The organism is Parahaemophilus parainfluenzae (genome assembly GCF_001053575.1).
In the GTDB taxonomy this organism is placed as follows: domain Bacteria; phylum Pseudomonadota; class Gammaproteobacteria; order Enterobacterales; family Pasteurellaceae; genus Haemophilus_D; species Haemophilus_D parainfluenzae_S.
In genome coordinates this window covers 29603-48706 of record NZ_JVSL01000024.1, presented here as the reverse complement: position 1 = coordinate 48706, position 19104 = coordinate 29603, and the positions used below count along the sequence as shown (strand labels likewise).

16 protein-coding genes are annotated in these 19104 nt (G+C 39.5%); 4 read left to right on the top strand and 12 right to left on the bottom strand.

Going from position 1 to position 19104, the window contains the following annotated elements; all coding sequences use genetic code 11:
- Window positions 1-14: 14 nt before the first annotated feature.
- The 3 genes from ispC to pyrH form a co-directional block, all read right to left on the bottom strand.
- Complete coding sequence (ispC, locus tag AC979_RS05180; protein ID WP_049373171.1) at window positions 15-1214, bottom strand: 1-deoxy-D-xylulose-5-phosphate reductoisomerase; 1200 nt, start codon at window positions 1212-1214, stop codon at window positions 15-17.
- An 89-nt stretch (window positions 1215-1303) separates the two neighbouring features.
- Window positions 1304-1861 (bottom strand): ribosome recycling factor, encoded by a 558-nt coding sequence (gene frr, locus AC979_RS05175; RefSeq protein WP_005696784.1) that lies wholly within the window; start codon window positions 1859-1861, stop codon window positions 1304-1306.
- A 124-nt stretch (window positions 1862-1985) separates the two neighbouring features.
- Window positions 1986-2699: a UMP kinase gene (pyrH, locus tag AC979_RS05170; protein WP_005698626.1), complete on the bottom strand. Its 714-nt coding sequence runs from the start codon at window positions 2697-2699 to the stop codon at window positions 1986-1988.
- 125 nt (window positions 2700-2824) lie between these two features.
- Here pyrH and AC979_RS05165 point away from each other — a divergent pair, with 125 nt between their 5' ends.
- On the top strand, window positions 2825-4384 hold the full coding sequence (locus tag AC979_RS05165) for a phosphoethanolamine transferase (RefSeq protein ID WP_049373170.1): 1560 nt from the start codon (window positions 2825-2827) through the stop codon (window positions 4382-4384).
- A gap of 72 nt (window positions 4385-4456) precedes the next feature.
- Here AC979_RS05165 and tsf read toward each other — a convergent pair whose 3' ends face one another.
- The 4 genes from tsf to mtr form a co-directional block, all read right to left on the bottom strand.
- Window positions 4457-5308, bottom strand: coding sequence for a translation elongation factor Ts (gene tsf, locus AC979_RS05160; protein ID WP_049373168.1), 852 nt, complete (start codon window positions 5306-5308; stop codon window positions 4457-4459).
- Between the two features lie 133 nt (window positions 5309-5441).
- The gene (gene rpsB / locus AC979_RS05155) at window positions 5442-6164 is read right to left on the bottom strand and encodes a 30S ribosomal protein S2 (RefSeq protein ID WP_005698638.1); all 723 of its coding nucleotides are present in this window, start codon (window positions 6162-6164) and stop codon (window positions 5442-5444) included.
- A gap of 169 nt (window positions 6165-6333) precedes the next feature.
- Window positions 6334-7107 (bottom strand): class I SAM-dependent methyltransferase, encoded by a 774-nt coding sequence (locus AC979_RS05150; RefSeq protein WP_049373167.1) that lies wholly within the window; start codon window positions 7105-7107, stop codon window positions 6334-6336.
- A 64-nt stretch (window positions 7108-7171) separates the two neighbouring features.
- Window positions 7172-8428, bottom strand: a complete 1257-nt coding sequence (gene mtr, locus AC979_RS05145; RefSeq protein ID WP_049373165.1) for a tryptophan permease — start codon at window positions 8426-8428, stop codon at window positions 7172-7174.
- Between the two features lie 121 nt (window positions 8429-8549).
- Between mtr and AC979_RS05140 the strand changes: the two genes are divergently transcribed.
- The gene (locus tag AC979_RS05140) at window positions 8550-9329 is read left to right on the top strand and encodes a M48 family metallopeptidase (protein WP_049373163.1); all 780 of its coding nucleotides are present in this window, start codon (window positions 8550-8552) and stop codon (window positions 9327-9329) included.
- A gap of 128 nt (window positions 9330-9457) precedes the next feature.
- On the opposite strand, the gene AC979_RS05135 is transcribed toward AC979_RS05140, so the two are convergent.
- The 5 genes from AC979_RS05135 to priA form a co-directional block, all read right to left on the bottom strand.
- Window positions 9458-12562, bottom strand: coding sequence for an efflux RND transporter permease subunit (locus AC979_RS05135; RefSeq protein WP_049373162.1), 3105 nt, complete (start codon window positions 12560-12562; stop codon window positions 9458-9460).
- Between the two features lie 13 nt (window positions 12563-12575).
- Window positions 12576-13772 carry an efflux RND transporter periplasmic adaptor subunit gene (locus tag AC979_RS05130; RefSeq protein WP_049373160.1) on the bottom strand — a complete coding sequence of 399 codons (1197 nt, stop codon included), beginning with the start codon at window positions 13770-13772 and terminating at the stop codon, window positions 12576-12578.
- Window positions 13773-13802: 30 nt separating this feature from the next.
- On the bottom strand, window positions 13803-14381 hold the full coding sequence (locus tag AC979_RS05125) for a TetR/AcrR family transcriptional regulator (RefSeq protein ID WP_049373156.1): 579 nt from the start codon (window positions 14379-14381) through the stop codon (window positions 13803-13805).
- A gap of 156 nt (window positions 14382-14537) precedes the next feature.
- Window positions 14538-15404, bottom strand: coding sequence for a cell division protein FtsN (ftsN, locus tag AC979_RS05120; RefSeq protein WP_049373154.1), 867 nt, complete (start codon window positions 15402-15404; stop codon window positions 14538-14540).
- 93 nt (window positions 15405-15497) lie between these two features.
- Window positions 15498-17687 carry a primosomal protein N' gene (priA, locus tag AC979_RS05115; protein WP_049373153.1) on the bottom strand — a complete coding sequence of 730 codons (2190 nt, stop codon included), beginning with the start codon at window positions 17685-17687 and terminating at the stop codon, window positions 15498-15500.
- 113 nt (window positions 17688-17800) lie between these two features.
- Here priA and trmB point away from each other — a divergent pair, with 113 nt between their 5' ends.
- On the top strand, window positions 17801-18547 hold the full coding sequence (gene trmB / locus AC979_RS05110) for a tRNA (guanosine(46)-N7)-methyltransferase TrmB (RefSeq protein WP_049365646.1): 747 nt from the start codon (window positions 17801-17803) through the stop codon (window positions 18545-18547).
- A gap of 50 nt (window positions 18548-18597) precedes the next feature.
- Entirely contained in the window at window positions 18598-18939 is a 342-nt protein-coding gene (locus tag AC979_RS05105) for a YggL family protein (protein ID WP_049365645.1), read from the top strand.
- Window positions 18940-19104 lie beyond the last annotated feature (165 nt).

Sequence of the window (19104 nt, the reverse complement as noted above, 5' to 3'; positions counted from 1 at the left end):
CACTTTTGCGTATTCTACATCAACTTTTTAATCAGCGAATCGGCTAATTTACGAGATTGCTTATCTACCGCTAATACATCATCAATGCTTGAAATGATAGAAGATGGCATTTGTTCAACCGATGCTTGGTTAATTTTCGCAATATCCGTAAATTTAATATATCCATCTAAAAAAGCTTGTACGGCAATTTCGTTTGCTGCATTCATTGCGGTTGTCGCATACTGCCCTTCTGCAAACGCATCGATCGCTAATTTTAAATTTGGATAACGATTAAAATCAGGTTCGATAAATGTCAATTCTTTGATTTTAAAGAAATCTAATGGTTCCACACCACTGACTGTACGATTTGGATAAGCCATGGTTTCCGCAATGGGCGTACGCATATCCGGGTTACCCATTTGAGCGATGACCGAGCCATCTACATAACGCACCATTGAATGAATAATAGATTGAGGATGAATAATCACTTCCATTTCATCTGCTGATGCATTAAATAACCAGCGTGCCTCAATGTACTCTAAACCTTTATTCATCATTGTGGCAGAATCCACAGAGATTTTTTTGCCCATTGACCAGTTTGGATGAGCAACGGCTTGTTCGGGAGTTATATGCTCAAACTCGTTTAATGGCGTATAACGGAAAGGTCCACCAGAACCAGTTAAGACAATTTTACTGACCCCTAATTCTTTCAAAGGACAAAATCCAACCTTTTCTTGTGCCTCAGGCGGTAAGGATTGAAAAATCGCGTTATGCTCACTATCAACAGGCAATAATTTTGCTTTTGATTGTTTCACTGCATCAATAAAGAGCTGGCCACAAGTCACCAACGATTCTTTATTCGCAAGCAAGACTTTCTTACTCGCTTTTACTGCTGAAAGAGTCGGTAGTAATCCAGCTGCCCCAACAATGGCTGCCATAACTTGATCTGCATCTGGATGTGCTGCTAGCTCACAAATGGCTTTCTGCCCAGCTAAAACTTCCGTTTTAATGTGATGCGAGGCTAATTTTTCTCGCAATACCTTTACTGCATTTTCATCATCTAATGCAGCAAAGTGCGGTTGAAATTTCACGCATTGTTCAAACATTGTCTCAACATTTTTGCCCCCTACTAACGCAAAGGCATGATATTTGTCAGGATTATGTTCGATAACAGAAAGGGTGCTATGACCAATAGAACCGGTTGATCCTAAAATAACAAGATTTTGTTTTTGCATAAAATTTCGACCGCACTTTGTGCTTTTATTTTTTTATCAGAATAGAACAAGGGCAGACACTTGGTCTGCCCCAAAACATGGTTCGACAATTAGAAATCCATTAATTCTTTTTCTTTATCTGCTAAGATCTCATCCACTTTTTTGATATAGCTATCAGTGACTTTTTGAATGATTTCTTCTGCTTTATGTTGATCGTTTTCGCTGATTTCTTTGTCTTTTAATAATGCTTTGATTTTATCATTTGCATCACGACGCACATTACGAATTGCAACTTTACCTTGCTCACCTTCGCTTTTTACGATTTTGATTAAATCACGACGGCGTTCTTCAGTTAATGGAGGAAGAGGCACGCGAATTGTTGTACCTGCTGAAGATGGGTTTAAACCTAAATCAGAGGTTAAAATTGCTTTTTCTACTGCACTGATTAAAGAACGGTCAAATACTGTTACCGCTAAAGTACGTGCATCTTCTGCAACAACGTTAGCTAATTGACGAAGTGGTGTCGCTGCACCATAGTATTCCACTTGGATTGCGTCTAATAAGCTTGGTTGTGCACGGCCTGTACGGATTTTTGCAATATGCCCACGCAACGCTTCGAGGCTTTTTTCCATGCGAGCTTCAGCATCTTGTTTGATTTCATTAATCATTCATCTGTCCTTTTTAATAAATAAAGATAAAACACAGTGATTTTACTGGATTTTTAGGGAGTTTTGAATAAATTTATTCATAAAAAAGGCGAGATTGTCTCTCGCCATTTTATTCTTGAAAAAATTAACTAATCGTTGTGCCTTCTTCTGTACCAAGTACCACTTTACGTAACGCACCTGGTTTACACATATTAAATACACGAATTGGCATACCGTGGTCACGAGCGAGTGTGAACGCAGCTAAATCCATTACTTGTAATTCTTTATCAATCACTTCTGCATAAGATAATTTATGATATAGCTTCGCATTAGGATTTTTTGCAGGGTCGCAATCATACACGCCATCAACTTTGGTCGCTTTTAACACGATATCCGCTTCAATTTCAATACCACGTAAGCATGCTGCAGAATCTGTAGTAAAGAACGGGCTACCCGTACCGGCTGAGAAAATCACTACACGTTTTTCACGCAACATTTTGATGGCTTCAGACCAGTTATAGGTATCGCAAATACCATTTAATTGGAAAGCAGACATTAATTTTGCATTCACATCTGCACGGTGAAGCGCATCACGCATCGCCAAGCCATTCATCACAGTTGCAAGCATCCCCATATGGTCGCCCACGACACGATTCATTCCTGCTTTAGCTAATTTTGCGCCACGGAATAAGTTACCACCGCCGAGCACAACACCAACTTCCACGCCCATTTCAATTAATTCTTTAATCTCTAAAGCCATACGATCGAGAATAGAAGGATCGATACCGAAGCCCTCATCACCTTGTAATGCTTCACCACTTAATTTCAATAAAATACGTTTGTAAATTGGTTGGCTCATTTGTCTTTTCCTTTGTCGGTTACAAAATTTGGCTTATTCTAGCAAAAGAGCGAAAAAGTTAAAAATGGAAATTGGTCAGAAAAGTGCGATAAAATATCGCTGTTTTGATTTTATAGGTAAACTTTATGAAGATTTCAAAAACCTCACAAATTTTAACCGCACTTTTTTCTTTGGCTTGTGCCATTGCTGCTGGTTATTTAATTTTACGAGGCTCAGGGATGTTTCCTGAGCCATCTATTAGTCTGATTTTACTCACGGCTATTTTCATTATTTTGTTAAGTAGCAGCCGAAAATCCTTCTATTTAATTTTGTTGCCATTAGTTTGCTTACATGCATTTTATACACCAACAGGTTTAAATTTTGGCGCACCAAGTTATCAATATATCGCTTCGGTTCTTGCGACAGATATGTTAGAAACCAAAGAATTTCTGCTGCAAATTCCAGTAAGTAGCTATTTAGCCGCATTGGCTATTCCACTATTAGTCTTTTTACATTACAAAAGTGCGGTCAAATTTGGCGTGAAATTTTATCGCAATAAAACATTTATCGCTTTGGCTACCTTGTTAATTGGTTATAACTTACCAATTGCTGCACCATTAAAAGAAACCATTGATTCCACTGCTAAAATCGTTGATGAATGGCAAAAATTGAAAAAAATGTCACAAGAAAGCAACTGGGGACAATCCACATTAGAAAATTCGAAATACCAAGATTATGTGATTATTTTAGGTGAAAGTGCGCGAAAAGACTACTTGCATGCGTATGGATACCCCGTCAATGACACACCATTCATGTCATCAGCAAATGGCACTCTTATTGATGGGATGACATCTGCCGGAACCAACACTGTCGCCTCATTGCGCTTAATGTTAACTTTACCTGATAAAGAAAAATGGGAACCCAACTATGATTTAAGTTTAGTGGATCTCATTAAATCTGCTGGTCTAAAAACCTACTGGCTGTCTAACCAAGGCTTCTTAGGTGAATATGACACGCCGGTTGCTTCGCTTGCATCAAAATCTGATGAAACCATTTTTTTGAAAAAAGGCGGTAGCTTTAATTCTACAAACTACAGCGATTTTGATTTAATTCCTAAATTTGCCCAAGTTTTAGAAGATCCAACACAAGGTAAACGCTTTATCGTGTTACACATTTATGGTTCACATCCTCTTGCTTGCGATCGTGTTGAAGATTATCCGAAAATTTTCAATGATAATGACATTGAGAAAAAGAACGAGTACTTGAATTGCTATATTTCATCCATTAAGAAAACCGATGATTTTATTAAGAAAGTGTATGAAACCCTCAAAGAAAACGAGCAAAAAACGCACCGCACTTTCTCAATGATTTATTTCTCCGATCATGGTTTATGTCACCAAGAAGATGATAAACATGGTGTAACCTTGTTTAATCAAAACTGTCACAGCCAATTACATCATAATATTCCGCTCTTTAAGATTTCATCTGATGATACGGCACGTAAAGAATACAAAGCCTTTAAATCTGGTTTGAATTTCTTAGAAGGCATCGCTAATTGGATAGGGATTAAAAATCCGAAGCTCACATTAGAGGAAGATTTATTCTCTGAACAAGCTGACAAAGATGACTATGGACTGAAAAAAATGATTGAAGAAAAATATCGTAAAGATGCAGACCCTGCCATCGATATTCGTCCTAAGAAATAGAAGATCTCAAATTTAAGACAACAAAAAAGCCGATATTGAATATCGGCTTTTTTTATATCTCAATGGAGAAAATTAGGCGTTACCGCCTGTGATTTTTGCAACTTCAGCTGCGAAATCTTCTTCTTTTTTCTCAATACCTTCACCTACTTCTAAACGGATGAAGTTAGACACTGAAGTATTTACTGATTTTAAGAAGTCGCCTACAGATACTGAAGGATCCATGACGAATGGTTGACCTGTTAATGAAACTTCACCAGTGAATTTCTTCATACGGCCTTCAACCATTTTTTCTGCGATTTCTTTTGGTTTACCAGAGTTAACTGCGATATCAATTTGGATTTGACGCTCGTGTTCAACCACTTCTGCAGGTACATCTTCTGGGTTCACGAATTCTGGTTTAGATGCCGCTACGTGCATTGCCACTTTTTTAAGTTCATCAGCAGAACCTTCACCCGCAACTAACACACCGATTTTCGCACCGTGTAAGTATTGAGCAATAACTTGACCCTCTAAGTAAGCAACACGACGGATGTTCATGTTCTCACCGATTTTAGCCACTAATGCAGCACGTTTTTCTTCAAATTGTGCTTGTAACGCTTCGATAGTGGTACCTTTGTGTGCTGCTGCGAAATCAGCTACTTCGTTTGCTAAACCTAAGAAGCCAGCATCTTTTGCTACGAAGTCAGTTTCACAGTTCATTTCAACTAATACACCGAAACCATTTTCTACACGAGCAAGGATAACACCTTCAGCTGCAACACGGCCTGCTTTTTTAGCTGCTTTAGCTTGACCAGATTTACGCATATTGTCGATTGCTAACTCGATATCACCGTTTGCTTCAACTAATGCTTTTTTACATTCCATCATACCGGCACCGGTACGTTCACGAAGTTCTTTTACTAATGATGCTGTGATTTCAGCCATTTTAAAAATCCTCTGTCGAAAGTACGATTTATTTTGACCGCACTTTTAGATAAAAATATAGGGGCTAAATTTTAGCCCCTATGCCAATTAATCGTTTGATTATTAAGGGCTTCGCCTTATTGCAAAACTTAAATTATTCTGCGTCAGCTGCTAATTCTTCAGCAACTTGAGCTTCGTTACCACGACCTTCTTTAACCGCTGCTGCAGCTGCAGAAACGTAAAGTTGGATAGCACGAGTCGCATCATCGTTACCAGGGATAACGAAATCTACGCCAGCTGGAGTTGAGTTAGTATCAACGATAGCAAATACAGGAATACCTAGGTTGTTTGCTTCTTTAACAGCGATATGTTCGTGGTCTGCACCGATAACGAATAACGCATCTGGTAAGCCACCCATATCTTTGATACCACCAAGGCTTAATTCAAGTTTTTCCATCTCACGGGTACGCATTAACGCTTCTTTTTTGGTTAATTTGTCAAAAGTACCGTCTTGAGATTGAGTTTCTAAATCTTTTAAACGTTTAATTGATTGACGAACGGTTTTCCAGTTAGTCAACATACCACCTAACCAACGGTGGTTTACGTAATATTGTTGACAGTCTAATGCTGCAGCTTGTACTGCTTCTTGAGCCGCGCGTTTAGTACCAACGAATAATACTTTACCGTTGTTGCTAGCAATACGGGTTAATTCCGCTAAAGCTTCGTTGAATAAAGGTAAAGTTTTTTCTAAGTTGATGATATGAACACCGTTACGAGCACCAAAAATGAAAGGTTTCATTTGTGGATTCCAGTAACGAGTTTGGTGTCCGAAGTGTACGCCCGCGTTGATCATGTCGCGCATTGAAACTTGTGCCATAATATTTTCCTTTTGTTGGGGTTGAGCCTCCACATATCAGCTAATCGACCGTTTGGCACCCCGATTAAGCCTTAATGATATGTGTGTGTTGTTAATAATTAAAAACGCTGCTTTTGAAACCCAAAAACAGCGGTGCGATTTATACCATAAAGTGCGGTCAAAAACCAGTTTATTTTGTTAAATTCATCACTTTTCTTGCTTTAATAAACAATAAAGGGGGACGATGCCGCAAATCTTTAAATTCATCATGCCATTGTGGCTGCCCGGCTAACATAGGCTCAGCCATCTGTTCTATTTGAAAACCTGCAGCAATTAAATCATTAATAATCGTTGCTGTCGTGCGGTGATAGGTTTTGAAAGGTTGTTGAAACCAATTTCGCTCTCTCAGTCCTTCATCACGGTAATGATTTAAACGATAAGCGACTTGCTGTTTTCTCTCATTTTTTTCCCAGCGCTCCCCTTCTTTATGGCAAGTTGTAATCGGATGCTCTTGGGAAAAAACTAATGTACCATTAGGCTTAAGTTTATTGGCAATCAAAGATAATAAAGCGGGAAAATCCTCAATATAATGAAAAGCAAAAGAGCTGGTAATGATATCAAAATCACTTTCTGGCAATTCCGTTAGTTTTTCCATCGGTAACTGATATAACGAAAAACGTCCTGAAAATTGACCGCACTTTTGTAGATCTTGTTCAGCTTGTTCTAGCATTTTAGCTGAAAGATCTGTTCCTACGACTCTCTCCGCATTGCGTTCTAAATAGCGTTGTAAGTGTCCGCCCGTTCCACAACCTAGATCGAGCAATTTTTTCCCTTGTAAATCAGGTAACAGGGAAAGCATAGTCGGCTTTTCCACTATTTCATTGAGGCTGATTGGGTTAGATCGCAGTTTTTGATAAAGCGCAAAGAAGTTTTCTTTATCGTAAACGCTCGTTTGGTTACTCATTTCGTTTCCTATATAAAATTAAAAAGGGCGTATGAGATACCCCCCTACAATATAACGCGAAAACTTATCCTGCGAAACTTGCAAACCATCCTAAGTTTGCGCCTACTTGTGCCACAATATTTAACACACCGAATAAGATCACAAAGCCAATCATAAAATTACCACCATACACTTTATAAGTTGCATTTGGGAATTTTTGACGACTTGCTTTAGCAAGTAGTGCCGGCACGATTGCTGCCCAAATTGTTGCGGCTAATCCAGCATAACCAATGGCAATCACAAAACCATAAGGAAATTGTAAACTTAACAATAGTGGAGGTAAGAACGTCACCAATGTGGTTTTTGTTCTGCCTAATAAGCTGTCATCAAATTTAAATAAGTCGGCAATATAGTCAAATAAACCTAAAGTCACCCCTAAGAATGAGGTTGCAATAGCCATATAAGCAAAGAAATTCAACACAACTGCAATGTATTCCACTTCAATATATTTGTGTAATGCTTCTAATAATGCCGATACATCGCCGCCTTTTTCAATTACGGGTGCGAATTCTGTACGTGGTAAATTACCTTGCACCGCAAGCTGCCATAAGATGTAAATCACTAAAGCTAAGCCTGTACCGATAAAGATCGATTTCATCACGCGGCTACCATCACGATCGTAATATTTGACGAGGCTTGGTACATTTCCGTGGAAACCAAAAGACACTAAGCAAACAGGAAGTGCAGTCAATAAATAAGGCAAATAAGTTTGCTCACCTCCTGCAATACTATTGAATAACACCTCTGTTTTCACCGAACTCAATAAACCTGCAGTAGAAAGGAAGAAAGCGACTACCATCCCAACAATCAATACCGTCGTGAAACGGTCCACCGCTTTAGTAGAAAGCCATACAAAAGCCGCAAGAATAAAACAGAAAATTAAGGATCCAGAAGTACGCCCAATATCGACCGCACTTTCTGCTGAGCCAAAAGCTTGATTAAGCAAGTTTTGTGTAATACCACCACCAGAGGTGATATAAGCATAAGTTAAAATATATAAGACGAAAGCAACAGAAAGACCATTGATAATATTCCAACCTTTCCCTAACAAATCTTTTACGATGGTGTCAAAGCTTGAGCCGGTAGGATAATGTAAGTTGGCTTCTAGAATCATCAAACCTGATGTGGTCATACAGAACCAAGTGTAAATCAAAGCCAGAATAGAGCCGATAAACCATACACCTGCTGTCGAGGTTGGGTTAGCAAGCATGCCAGCACCAATCGCGGTCCCCGCAATAATCATGGCGCCGCCTAATAAAGAAGGAGATTTTTTTATTGTCATCGTTAAGTCCTAAAACAAAAATTTGCACTATTATAGTAGTACAAATTTAAAAGACAATCTTTTTGTATCGACAAAACACAATAAATTTATATAATCAGCCATCTCAACAAAAGGATAATTTATGAAAAAACAACTCAAAAGTTTTGCTTTTGCTGTATTAGCAGGGGCGGTTATCACGTCTTGTGCGGATTCTGCCTCAATTAATCAAGAAGCAGCTAGCAGCTATACACAAGAAATGGGGAAAATTCGCTCACAAGGTGCGATTGATACCACATCAAATACCGCAAGACGTATTCATCATGTCTTTAATAAAATGGTGCCTTATGCTAACCAACAGAATGAGACAGGCTTGGAGTTTAATTGGCAAATCAATGTCATTAAATCTAAAGAGCTCAATGCTTGGGCTATGCCTGGCGGGAAAATGGCTTTCTATACAGGTTTAGTGGATACCTTACAACTAAACGATAATGAAATCGCCGTTGTAATGGGACATGAAATGGCACATGCCTTAAAAGAACACGGTAAAGCCAAAGCCAACTTCGGCACCATGAGTGCCATTGCTGGTGCTATTGGAGGGACAGCGCTCTCTGTTGTCGTTGGGGCCGATGTGACTGATTTAGTGACACTCACGAAAGACTTTGCTTTAGATAAACCGTACTCTCGTAGTGCAGAAACTGAAGCTGATGAAGTGGGTCTCATGTTAATGGCTCGCTCAGGTTATAACCCACAAGTTGCGCCTGGCTTATGGCAAAAAATGGCTAAAGCCTCTGGTGGTTCTAAAGGTGTGCTTGACGTGTTAGCTTCTACTCACCCGAGTGATGAGTCCCGTCAAGAAAACTTACAACGCTTATTACCTGAAGCGATGGAACTTTACAAAGCCGCTAAAAATAAAAATGGCTAAATAAAACAGTCAAAAAATTGACCGCACTTTCATAAATAAAAAGCGAACATCATGTTCGCTTTTTTAATCTCTAAAAGAAAACCGCACTTGAAAAATCAAAGTGCGGTTTGTTTTTATCGTATTTTCAATTAATGTTGTTCGTTAATGTGACCTTCAATTGGTTTTACATTTTCATCAAACACTGGTAACGGTTTGTGTTCGCTTGCAATGTAAGAATAAATCACTGGCAACACGAACAAGGTAAACAATGTACCGATTGCCAAACCTGCCACGATAACGATACCAATACTGAAACGAGATACCGCACCTGCACCTGTTGCATAAAGCAACGGTACAAGACCTGCAATCATCGCTGCGGTTGTCATCAGAATTGGACGTAAACGTACTTTAGCCGCTTCGGTAATCGCTTCAACACGCGTTTTACCATGATTTAACTGCTCTTCTTTCGCTACTTCACACATTAAAATACCGTGTTTTGTGATAAGACCAACTAAGGTAATCAAACCAACCTGTGAGTAGATATTTAGCGTTGTTCCTGCAACACCCAAAAATCCGAAGGCATTTAAAGCTAACAATGCACCACTCACCGCTAACGGCACAGAAATCATAATCACGATTGGATCGCGAATTGATTCAAACTGAATCGCCAAGACTAAGAAAATAATCACTACCGCAAGTAAGAAGGTTACAGCAAGTGCATTACCTTCTTGTACTAACTGACGCGCTTCACTTTTAAAGTCATAATTATAACCCTGTGGTAACGTATTTTTCGCATTGTCCTGTAACCATTGGATCGCATCACCAATTGAAGTACCTGGCATCGGTACAGCACTAATCACCGCAGAGTTTAACTGGCTGAAACGAGGCAATGTACTTGGTTGCGGTTCCAATGTAGCCGTCACCAAGCTGCTTAATGGAACAGAGGTACCATTTGCTGCGGTGATGTAATACTTATTAAAACTTTCCGGCGATAAACGATTGTCACGTTTTACTTGAGAAATAATTTTGTAAGCTCGACCATCAATATCCACACGTTCAATGGTTGCGGCAGATAAGAAACTCCCTAACGTACGGCTGATTTGTTGCATTGTAATGCCATAAGTTCCTGCTTTTTCACGATCGATCTTAATACGCATTTGAGCAGTATCAAATTTAAGATCGAGATTGGTATAAACGAACTTGCTGGATTTTTGCATATCCTCTAAGAATTTACCCGCCACATTTGCTAAATCACCGTAGTCTTGTGATGTGCTGATCACAAAACCAATTGGAGGACCTTGCTCCCCTGTATCAATTTCTGGGAACGCAAAGCCTTGTACAGACACTTCAGGAATAGATTTCGCTTTTTCATTCAACTCATTCATGATAGCTGTTTGGCTTTTTGAGCGTTCTTTCCAATCTTTTAAAGTCACAACGTTTAAAGATTGGTTAGAGCTTGGTGCCCCTGAAATCGTCATCGCAAACTGTACTTCTGGCGTATTGGTTAAAATCTCTTGATAAGGTGTCATCGCATTTTGCACGTAATCTATGTTTACGTTAGAAGGTGCAGAACCGACCGCTATAAATGCGCCCTTATCTTCTGTAGGTGTTAATTCACTTGAAAGTGATTTAAACAACACTGGTAAGGTTGCAAAAATGATTGCCGCAAACATCAACATACATTTACGGTTTACCATCACCAAATCAAGTACATACGCATAAGCTGCATTCACTTTACTAAGGGTATGCTCTACTCGTTGTTCCAATTTACTTGGAGCCTCGTTGGATTTCAGCAATTTACTGGTCATCATTGGTGAAAGCGTTAATGCTACGATACCCGAAATAAATACCGCACCAGCAAGGGTTAAAGCAAACTCTTTAAACAACGTACCCGTAATACCGCCCATTAACGCCATTGGAGAATATACTGCAATCAAGGCAATGGTCATGGAAATAACTGGAACGGCAATTTCACGCGTACCTATAATCGCCGCACGGAATGGCGTTTCACCTAACTTAATGTGGCGGTCTACGTTTTCCAATACCACAATCGCATCATCCACCACCAAACCGATGGCTAGAATCAATGCTAGCAAAGTCATCAAGTTAATGGAGAAATCAAATGATTGAAGCAACATGATTACCCCAATTAATGAAATCGGAATAGTGATAACAGGGATTAAAATCGCGCGGAATGAACCAATAAACATGGTAATCACCACCAACACTATTATCGTTGCCTCAACAATCGTTTTGATTACTTCATTAATTGAGTTATTAATCGCAATTGTACTGTCATATAAGATGTCAGATTCAATAGCATCCGGTAGATTATTTTTAATACTGTCATATAGCGGACGTACTTTCGCAGCTACCGTTAATGGGTTTGCTGACGAGGTTGGATTAATCGCTAATACAACAGAATCTGCGCCATTGGCTACCGCACGTGAGCTATCGCTTGATTTATTTAACTCAATATCAGCGATATCGCGTAAACGTACTAACTTATCACCGTTAGACGTCACAATTAAGTTACCTAATTCTTCAACCGATTTTGTCGTGGTTTCTACTTTGTTTTTATAGGTTACAAAATAGCCATTATCATTACCTGCTGCTGTTTGAACGTTATTCGCTGATAATGCGGACATCACTTGTGTGGCAGAAAGGTTTTGAGCCGCCATTTTTTCTGGGTCTAACCAAACACGAAGTGCGTACTCCGAAGCACCAAAGATCTGTACGCTTGCTACACCTTCTACGGTAAAGAATTGTGGTTTCACCACACGTTGAATGTAGTCAGTTACTTGGCTTGCATCAAGTTTGTTAGAACGGAAACTAATATACATAATCCCCGAACCACCGGTTGATGAAGAAATCGTTGGATCTTCAATACCACTTGGTAATTCAGAACGAACTGAGTTAACTTTAGCTAAAACATCTGCCAAGGCCGCATTCGGATCCGTATTTAATTTCATTTTTACAGTGACCGTTGACGTACTTGGGCTAGAGCTTGAAGACATATAGTCCACATTATCTGCTTGCGCTACCGCCTCTTCAATTTTGGAAGTAACAAACGCTTGAATTAAGTTCGCATCCGCCCCTGGATATGCAGTGGTCACCGTAATCACCGTCGTGGTCATTTTCGGATATTCGCGCACAGCCAATTTCGAGATCGCTTGTAATCCTAAAATAATGATTAACAAGCTAATCGAAACCGCCAAAACAGGACGACGAATAAATATATCGGTAAATTTCATTCGCTTTTCCTAATTAAAGATTCGTTTTATTCGCAGGTTGTTCAGTACCTACGCCCGCTTTATCTGCAACAGAGACTAATGCACCGTTACTTAAGTTTTGCTGACCGCCGGTCACAATTTTATCGCCGACTTTAACTTCATCGCCTTTTAATTGTGCATAAATACCTTGACGATCTTTCGTAAATACAGTGATTGATTTTGCACGGTACATATTCGCCGCTTTTTCTGCTCCGCCTAATTTCTCAATATCTTCATCGGAAAGTGCGGTCAAAATATAAAGCGATTCGCCATACATGTTGTAGCTCACTGCCACTTGTGGCACAACGATTTGATTATGCTCAGTTGGTAAAGCAACATTTAAGCGAGTAAACATACCGGATAATAATTTTGCGCCATCTTCTGGTTCAAACGTTGCTTGAACATCGACTAAACCCGTTGAAGAATTAATTGCTGGCTCAATTGCAGTAACCTTCGCGGCAAAAGTTTCACCTTTACGCGCATCCGCCGTAGCCGTTACTTTTTGACCAATATGCAATTTATCTAATAGGTTTTGAGCAATTGCAAAATCCACTTTCATAGAAGAACGATCTTCCACACGCACAATTTCAGTACCGTTTGAAACGTACTGACCAACATTCACTTTCACGATACCGGCTTTACCATCAAATGGTGCCACGATTTGGCGACGTTCAATCGCCGCTTTTAATGACTCAATATTTGCCGCTTGTGCTTCATAAGCTGCTTTTGCATTATCTAATTCTTGACGAGAAACAGCCCCGCTGCCCGCAAGGTTTGCATAACGTTGATAAGTTTGACGTAATGACACCACCTGAGCTTGTGCGGCTTGTAAGCTTGCACGCTCAACTGAGCTATCTAACTCAACTAACAAATCACCTTTTTTCACGCTCTGTCCATTTTGCACGAGCACTTTAGACACGGTTCCTGCACTTTGAGCGCTTAACATCGCCCCTTGATTCGGACGAACAATACCTGTCGTTTCAATGATTGGCGTCCATTCAGAAGCCTTAACTGTCATTGCAGTCACAGGAGAGGCTGTTTCTGGTTTATTTGTTAAGAAATCAGCAATGGCTTTTGCCTTCATTTGATTAAGGAAAATCATTGCTGCAAAAATTAACACAAATACGCCTAACGCTAATTTCAAAAAGAAAACGTGTGAACGCTTTGGTCTATTAGTTTGAGTTATACTCATTTGGAAAACTCCATTAAGACAATAAAATTACTACTTCTGAATTGCACGCCAAGAGCGTTCAATGACAGATTCTAACATCGCATCGGTTACTGCCGTACCGAGAAACTTGATATCTGAGGCTAAAACTATTGCCGTTTTAAGACTCAGCAAAAATAACATGTGAGGATCTAAATCAGCTAACACATTTGCGGCTTGTCCCTTGAGACAAAACTGTTCCCAACACGAATGCTCCGTTTCTTTGCAGGTTTCAATAAACTCTGGTAAAGATCGATATTGATTCATTTTTAACAGAATCGTTGGATTTTCTTGAAGAAAATGCCAAATATTCCACCACATTTTTCTGTATTGCTCGAAAAAAGATTGGCTTTCATCAAAACCTTCTTCAATCGCCACAACAAACTTATTGAATACTCGACGAGCAAATTGTGCTAATAACTCGTCTTTACTCTTAAAATAAAGATAAATCGTACCTGCTGCGATGCCTGCTTCCTTAGCTAACTTATGCATAGAAAGATAATGTAATCCTTCTTTTGCCATAAGACGATCTGTTGCATCAAAGATCTGCTCACTGACATCAAGCTTCGTTTTAGAAGCTTTTACTTGTCGCATAATAAAAAATTAAATTCTTAGGGTTATATATGAGAAAGGTCATTTAAGATGAATACTTAAAATGAATGAACGTTCATTTTATTGATTTTTCGTTTTTTGGCAAGTGAAAATATAAAAAAAGTGCGGTTATTTTTAACCGCACTTTTAAATTCTGAATTACATTCCAATCACAACGCAACTTGCCACAGATTTTGCTTTATCTTGTGCTGCTGTTGCGGCATCTCGACTACCAAATGGTCCTACACGTACGCGGTTCCATTCTTCACTTGTCGCAATTTGTGCATTTACGCCAGCCATCGCTAGACGACCTTGTAAGCTTTCTGCTTGTGCACGATTTTTAAATGCACCACATTGTAAGCCAAATCTTTTGCCGCCAGCCTGTACTTGTTGTTCAGCGGGTTTCGGTTCTGCTTTTTTCAGTTGCTCAGTTTTAGCCGGTTCTGTTTTTACTGGTTCAGCTTTTACTACTTCCGCTTTTTTCGGCGGTTCAGGCTTTTTAACTGGCTCAGGCTTTTTCGCGTCTGGTTTTGCTGTTTGCTGAGCTGGCTGAGTTTGAGCTGTCTGTGCTGATTGAGCTTGTTGTGCTTGAGCTACGGCTTTTTCTGCATTCGCCGCTTCTTGCTCTTTACGCTGGGCTTCTAATTTTTTCGCTTCTTCTGCCGCTTTTTGCTCTTTTTCCATCTGGATAAGCACTTGACGTTGTTCTTCCGTCAAACGCATATTTTTTTCAACAGAAGAAGGATTATTATCCACCGGCACCGTACGGGTTTCTAATTCTTTAATATAGTGCCATACTTCTTCTGGACGATTCGGCAACACACTTTTTGGTTGCGGTTTTTCTGGTTGAACCGTTGTTGTCACGACAGGTTCAGGTGTTTTACTTTTTAAGAAGTAAAGCCCTAAACCAAAACCTAATACTGCTACCAACGCAAGACCAATTAAAGTATTACGATTAAAACGTTTCTTTGCTTTCTTTTTATTATTTTTTGAGCCGCTTCGACCGGCAAAATCTCGATGAGCCACGATAAAATCCTAAAATATTCGATAAATTAAACTTAGAGTATAAAAAACGCTTAATTCTACTGAAAAACTGTGCATTTTTCTAGGGAATTTTTGCTAACTCAAATCCAATGGATCTACGTCTAAAATTACCCGTACTTGAGAATACTTTATCAGCTCTGGTGAATATCGACTCAATGCTGCCTGTAATTGTTTCCGAGACGCGTGCTGTAATAATAACTGCCAACGATACTGCCCCGCTTTTTTGCTAAACGGTGCAGGAATCGGCCCCAATACTTGCAAGCCTTCTATTTTTTGTTCATAGAAGAAAGACGCTAATTGCGATAATGCATTTTCCGCCTCTTCAGAATGACGGCATTGTGCTTTAAACAACGCTTGGAAACTAAATGGAGGCAAACCCATATTATGCCGCAACTTCAAGGTTTCTTCTGCAAAGGCTTGATAGCCCTTTTCAAGTAAGGTGGTTAATAACGGGTGATCCGGATAATGCGTCTGCAAAACCACTTCGCCCTGTTTTTCCGCCCTGCCTGATCGTCCTGCAACCTGCACATAAAGCTGAGCCAAACGTTCTTCGGCTCTGAAATCAAGGGAAAATAAGGCATTATCCACATTCACTAAAGCAACCAAGGTGACATTCGGGAAATGGTGCCCTTTGGCTAACATTTGGGTGCCAATTAAAATCTGGCTTTTACCTTGCTGAATATCGTCTAAATAACCTTCAAGCTTGCCTTTTCGCGCTGTACTATCACGATCGATACGTGCAATATTATATTGAGGGAAACGTGCTTTTAGAGTTTCCTCCAGTTGTTCTGTACCTAAACCTGTTGTGACTAAATGCGTTGAACCACAATGACCACATTGCATCGGCACTGTTTTTTGTGCACCACAATGATGGCAGCGTAAAACGCGCTGATGTTGGTGATAGGTATAAGGTTTTTCGCAATGATGACATTCATCAATCCAGCCACACTCATGACATAACAACACAGGCGCAAATCCACGTCGATTAAGGAATAACAATACTTGATTACCTTTTTCTAAGTGTTCCTGCATACGTTGCAACAGCGGTTCAGATAAGCCGTTTTGAATTCGTTGATGTTTTAAATCAATCACAAATTGACGAAGTGCGGTCGCATTTCCAGCCCTTTTTGATAGCACCAAATGATGATATTTGCCATTTTGTACATTATTCACACTTTCCAAACTTGGTGTGGCAGAACCTAATAAGATAGGAATATTGAGTTTTTGAGCAAGCACAATGCCTAAATCTCTCGCATGATAGCGCCAACCATCTTGCTGTTTAAATGAGCCGTCATGTTCTTCATCTAAAATGATTAAGCCGAGATCTGAAAACTGGGTGAAAAGAGCCGATCTCGTGCCAATTACGATTGCACTTTGTCCTGTTCTTGCGCGTTCCCAAACATTTAAGCGCTGTGTATCATTCAAGTTGGAATGCAATACATCAATTTCGACATTAAAGCGAGCTTGGAAACGTCTAACAGTCTGAGGAGTAAGCCCAATTTCAGGAACAAGCACTAAAACCTGTTTGCCTTTCTTTAAAACTTCTTCAATGTATTGCAGGTAAATTTCAGTTTTACCCGAACCAGTCACGCCCTCTAACAACCACACATTAAAGCCTTCTTGGAAAAGCAACTGGCTAAATGCAAGGGCTTGTTGCTTGTTTAAGGTCAATCGGTTATCAAGATTAACTAAAGGCTCATCCCCTAAAGCTTGTTGCCAACTTTTTTGTTCAGTAGGCACGATAATCTCTTCCACATAATCTTTGCCCTTTAAGGCTGACCAAATCGCGGAACTAATCTCATTGTTACCTTTTTCTAGATCTTGCGTTATCAATAAATTTAAGACTTCAATTTGTTTTTTAGCGCGTTTTAATTCACCTGATTCTAACGCTTGTTTTCCAAGGTCCGTAATACGCCAAAAAGTGCGGTCATTTTTAACCGCACTTTCTCCATTGCGGAGTTTGACTGGCAACGCTTGAAACAACACATCGCCTAATGCTGCACGATAATAATTAGCCGACCAAGCTAACCAATCCCAAGTTGTGGAATTAAAAAGTGATTCAGCATCAAGTACATCAATAATCGGTTTTAACTTTTCTTTTGCGACATCCGAAGAAGCGGGCAAATCCACCACGATCCCGACTCGTTTTTGCGAACCAAAAGGCACCAACACGCGTCCACCTACGATTGGCGTCAAGTCTGGCGAATAGAGATAATCAAAAAATCGGGGAAGCGGTACGGCTAATGCAACTCGGACAATATTCATAACAAAAAACAATTAAAAATTTTCGCTATTATACGGGAATTAGGTGGAAAAATCCCACAACCTTGCCTTTTAGTGTATAATCGCCGCCAATTTTAATTGAGCGAATAAAAACCATGACAGAAGAGCAAAAAACCTTTGCTGATCAAAAACGTAAAACCGTTGAAACGGCTGAATTTACAGAAGATGGTCGTTATAAACGTAAAGTTCGTAGCTTTGTGTTGCGGACAGGTCGCTTAAGTGATTTTCAAAAAAATATGATGAATGATCACTGGGCTGATCTTGGATTAGATTATCAAAATGCCCCTTTTGATTTTGTCGCTATTTATGGTAATACGAATCCCGTTATATTAGAAATTGGCTTCGGAATGGGGAAATCTTTAGTGGATATGGCTGAAGCGAATCCTGATAAAAATTATCTCGGTATTGAAGTACACACACCTGGTGTAGGTGCCTGTATTGCTTATGCGGTAGAAAAAGGCGTGAAAAACCTTCGCGTGATTTGCCATGATGCCACTGAAATTCTACGTGATTGTGTAAAAGACGGCGAATTGGGCGGCTTACAACTTTTCTTCCCTGACCCTTGGCATAAAGCGAAACATCATAAACGCCGTATTGTTCAACCGCACTTTGTGGAGCAAGTCGTGCAAAAATTACAACCAAATGGTTTTATTCATATGGCAACGGACTGGGAAAACTATGCGGAACAAATGCTCGAAGTGCTTTCAGCCAATGAAAATTTAGTCAATACTGCCGAACAAGATTATATTCCACGTCCTGATTTCCGCCCTCTCACAAAATTTGAGGCGCGCGGTCATCGCTTAGGTCACGGTGTGTGGGATTTATACTTTAAGAAAAAATAATCATCGAGATGATGACTATACCCATTACCTTAACATAGGAGAACATTGAAATGACAACTCGTAATCAACGTCAACGTAAAAAACTTCACTTAGCAGAATTCCAAGAATTAGGCTTTTTAGTGAATTGGCAATTTGCTGAAGGTACCAGCATCGAAACTATCGATGGAACCGTTGATCGTTTTATTGCTGAAGTGATTCAACCAAACGGCTTAGCTTATGAAGGTAGCGGCTATTTACATTGGGAAGGCTTAGTTTGCTTAGAGAAAATCGGTAAATGTGATGAAAGCCATCGTCAATTAGTGAAAAAATGGTTAGAAGAAAATAAATTACAACAAATCGAAATCAGTGAATTATTCGATATTTGGTGGGATTACCCAACCCAAAACGCATAATATTTTAAACTCACTTCAGGGCGGTTCTTCCGCCCTATTTAATAATCATTTTCACTTATATTTTAACAATTTATTTACACTAATAACATATTTTCAAAATATCATTGATCTATCTCAACAAAAGTGTATATTTCTTAAAAACTACTCCTTTTAGGTAGTTACTAT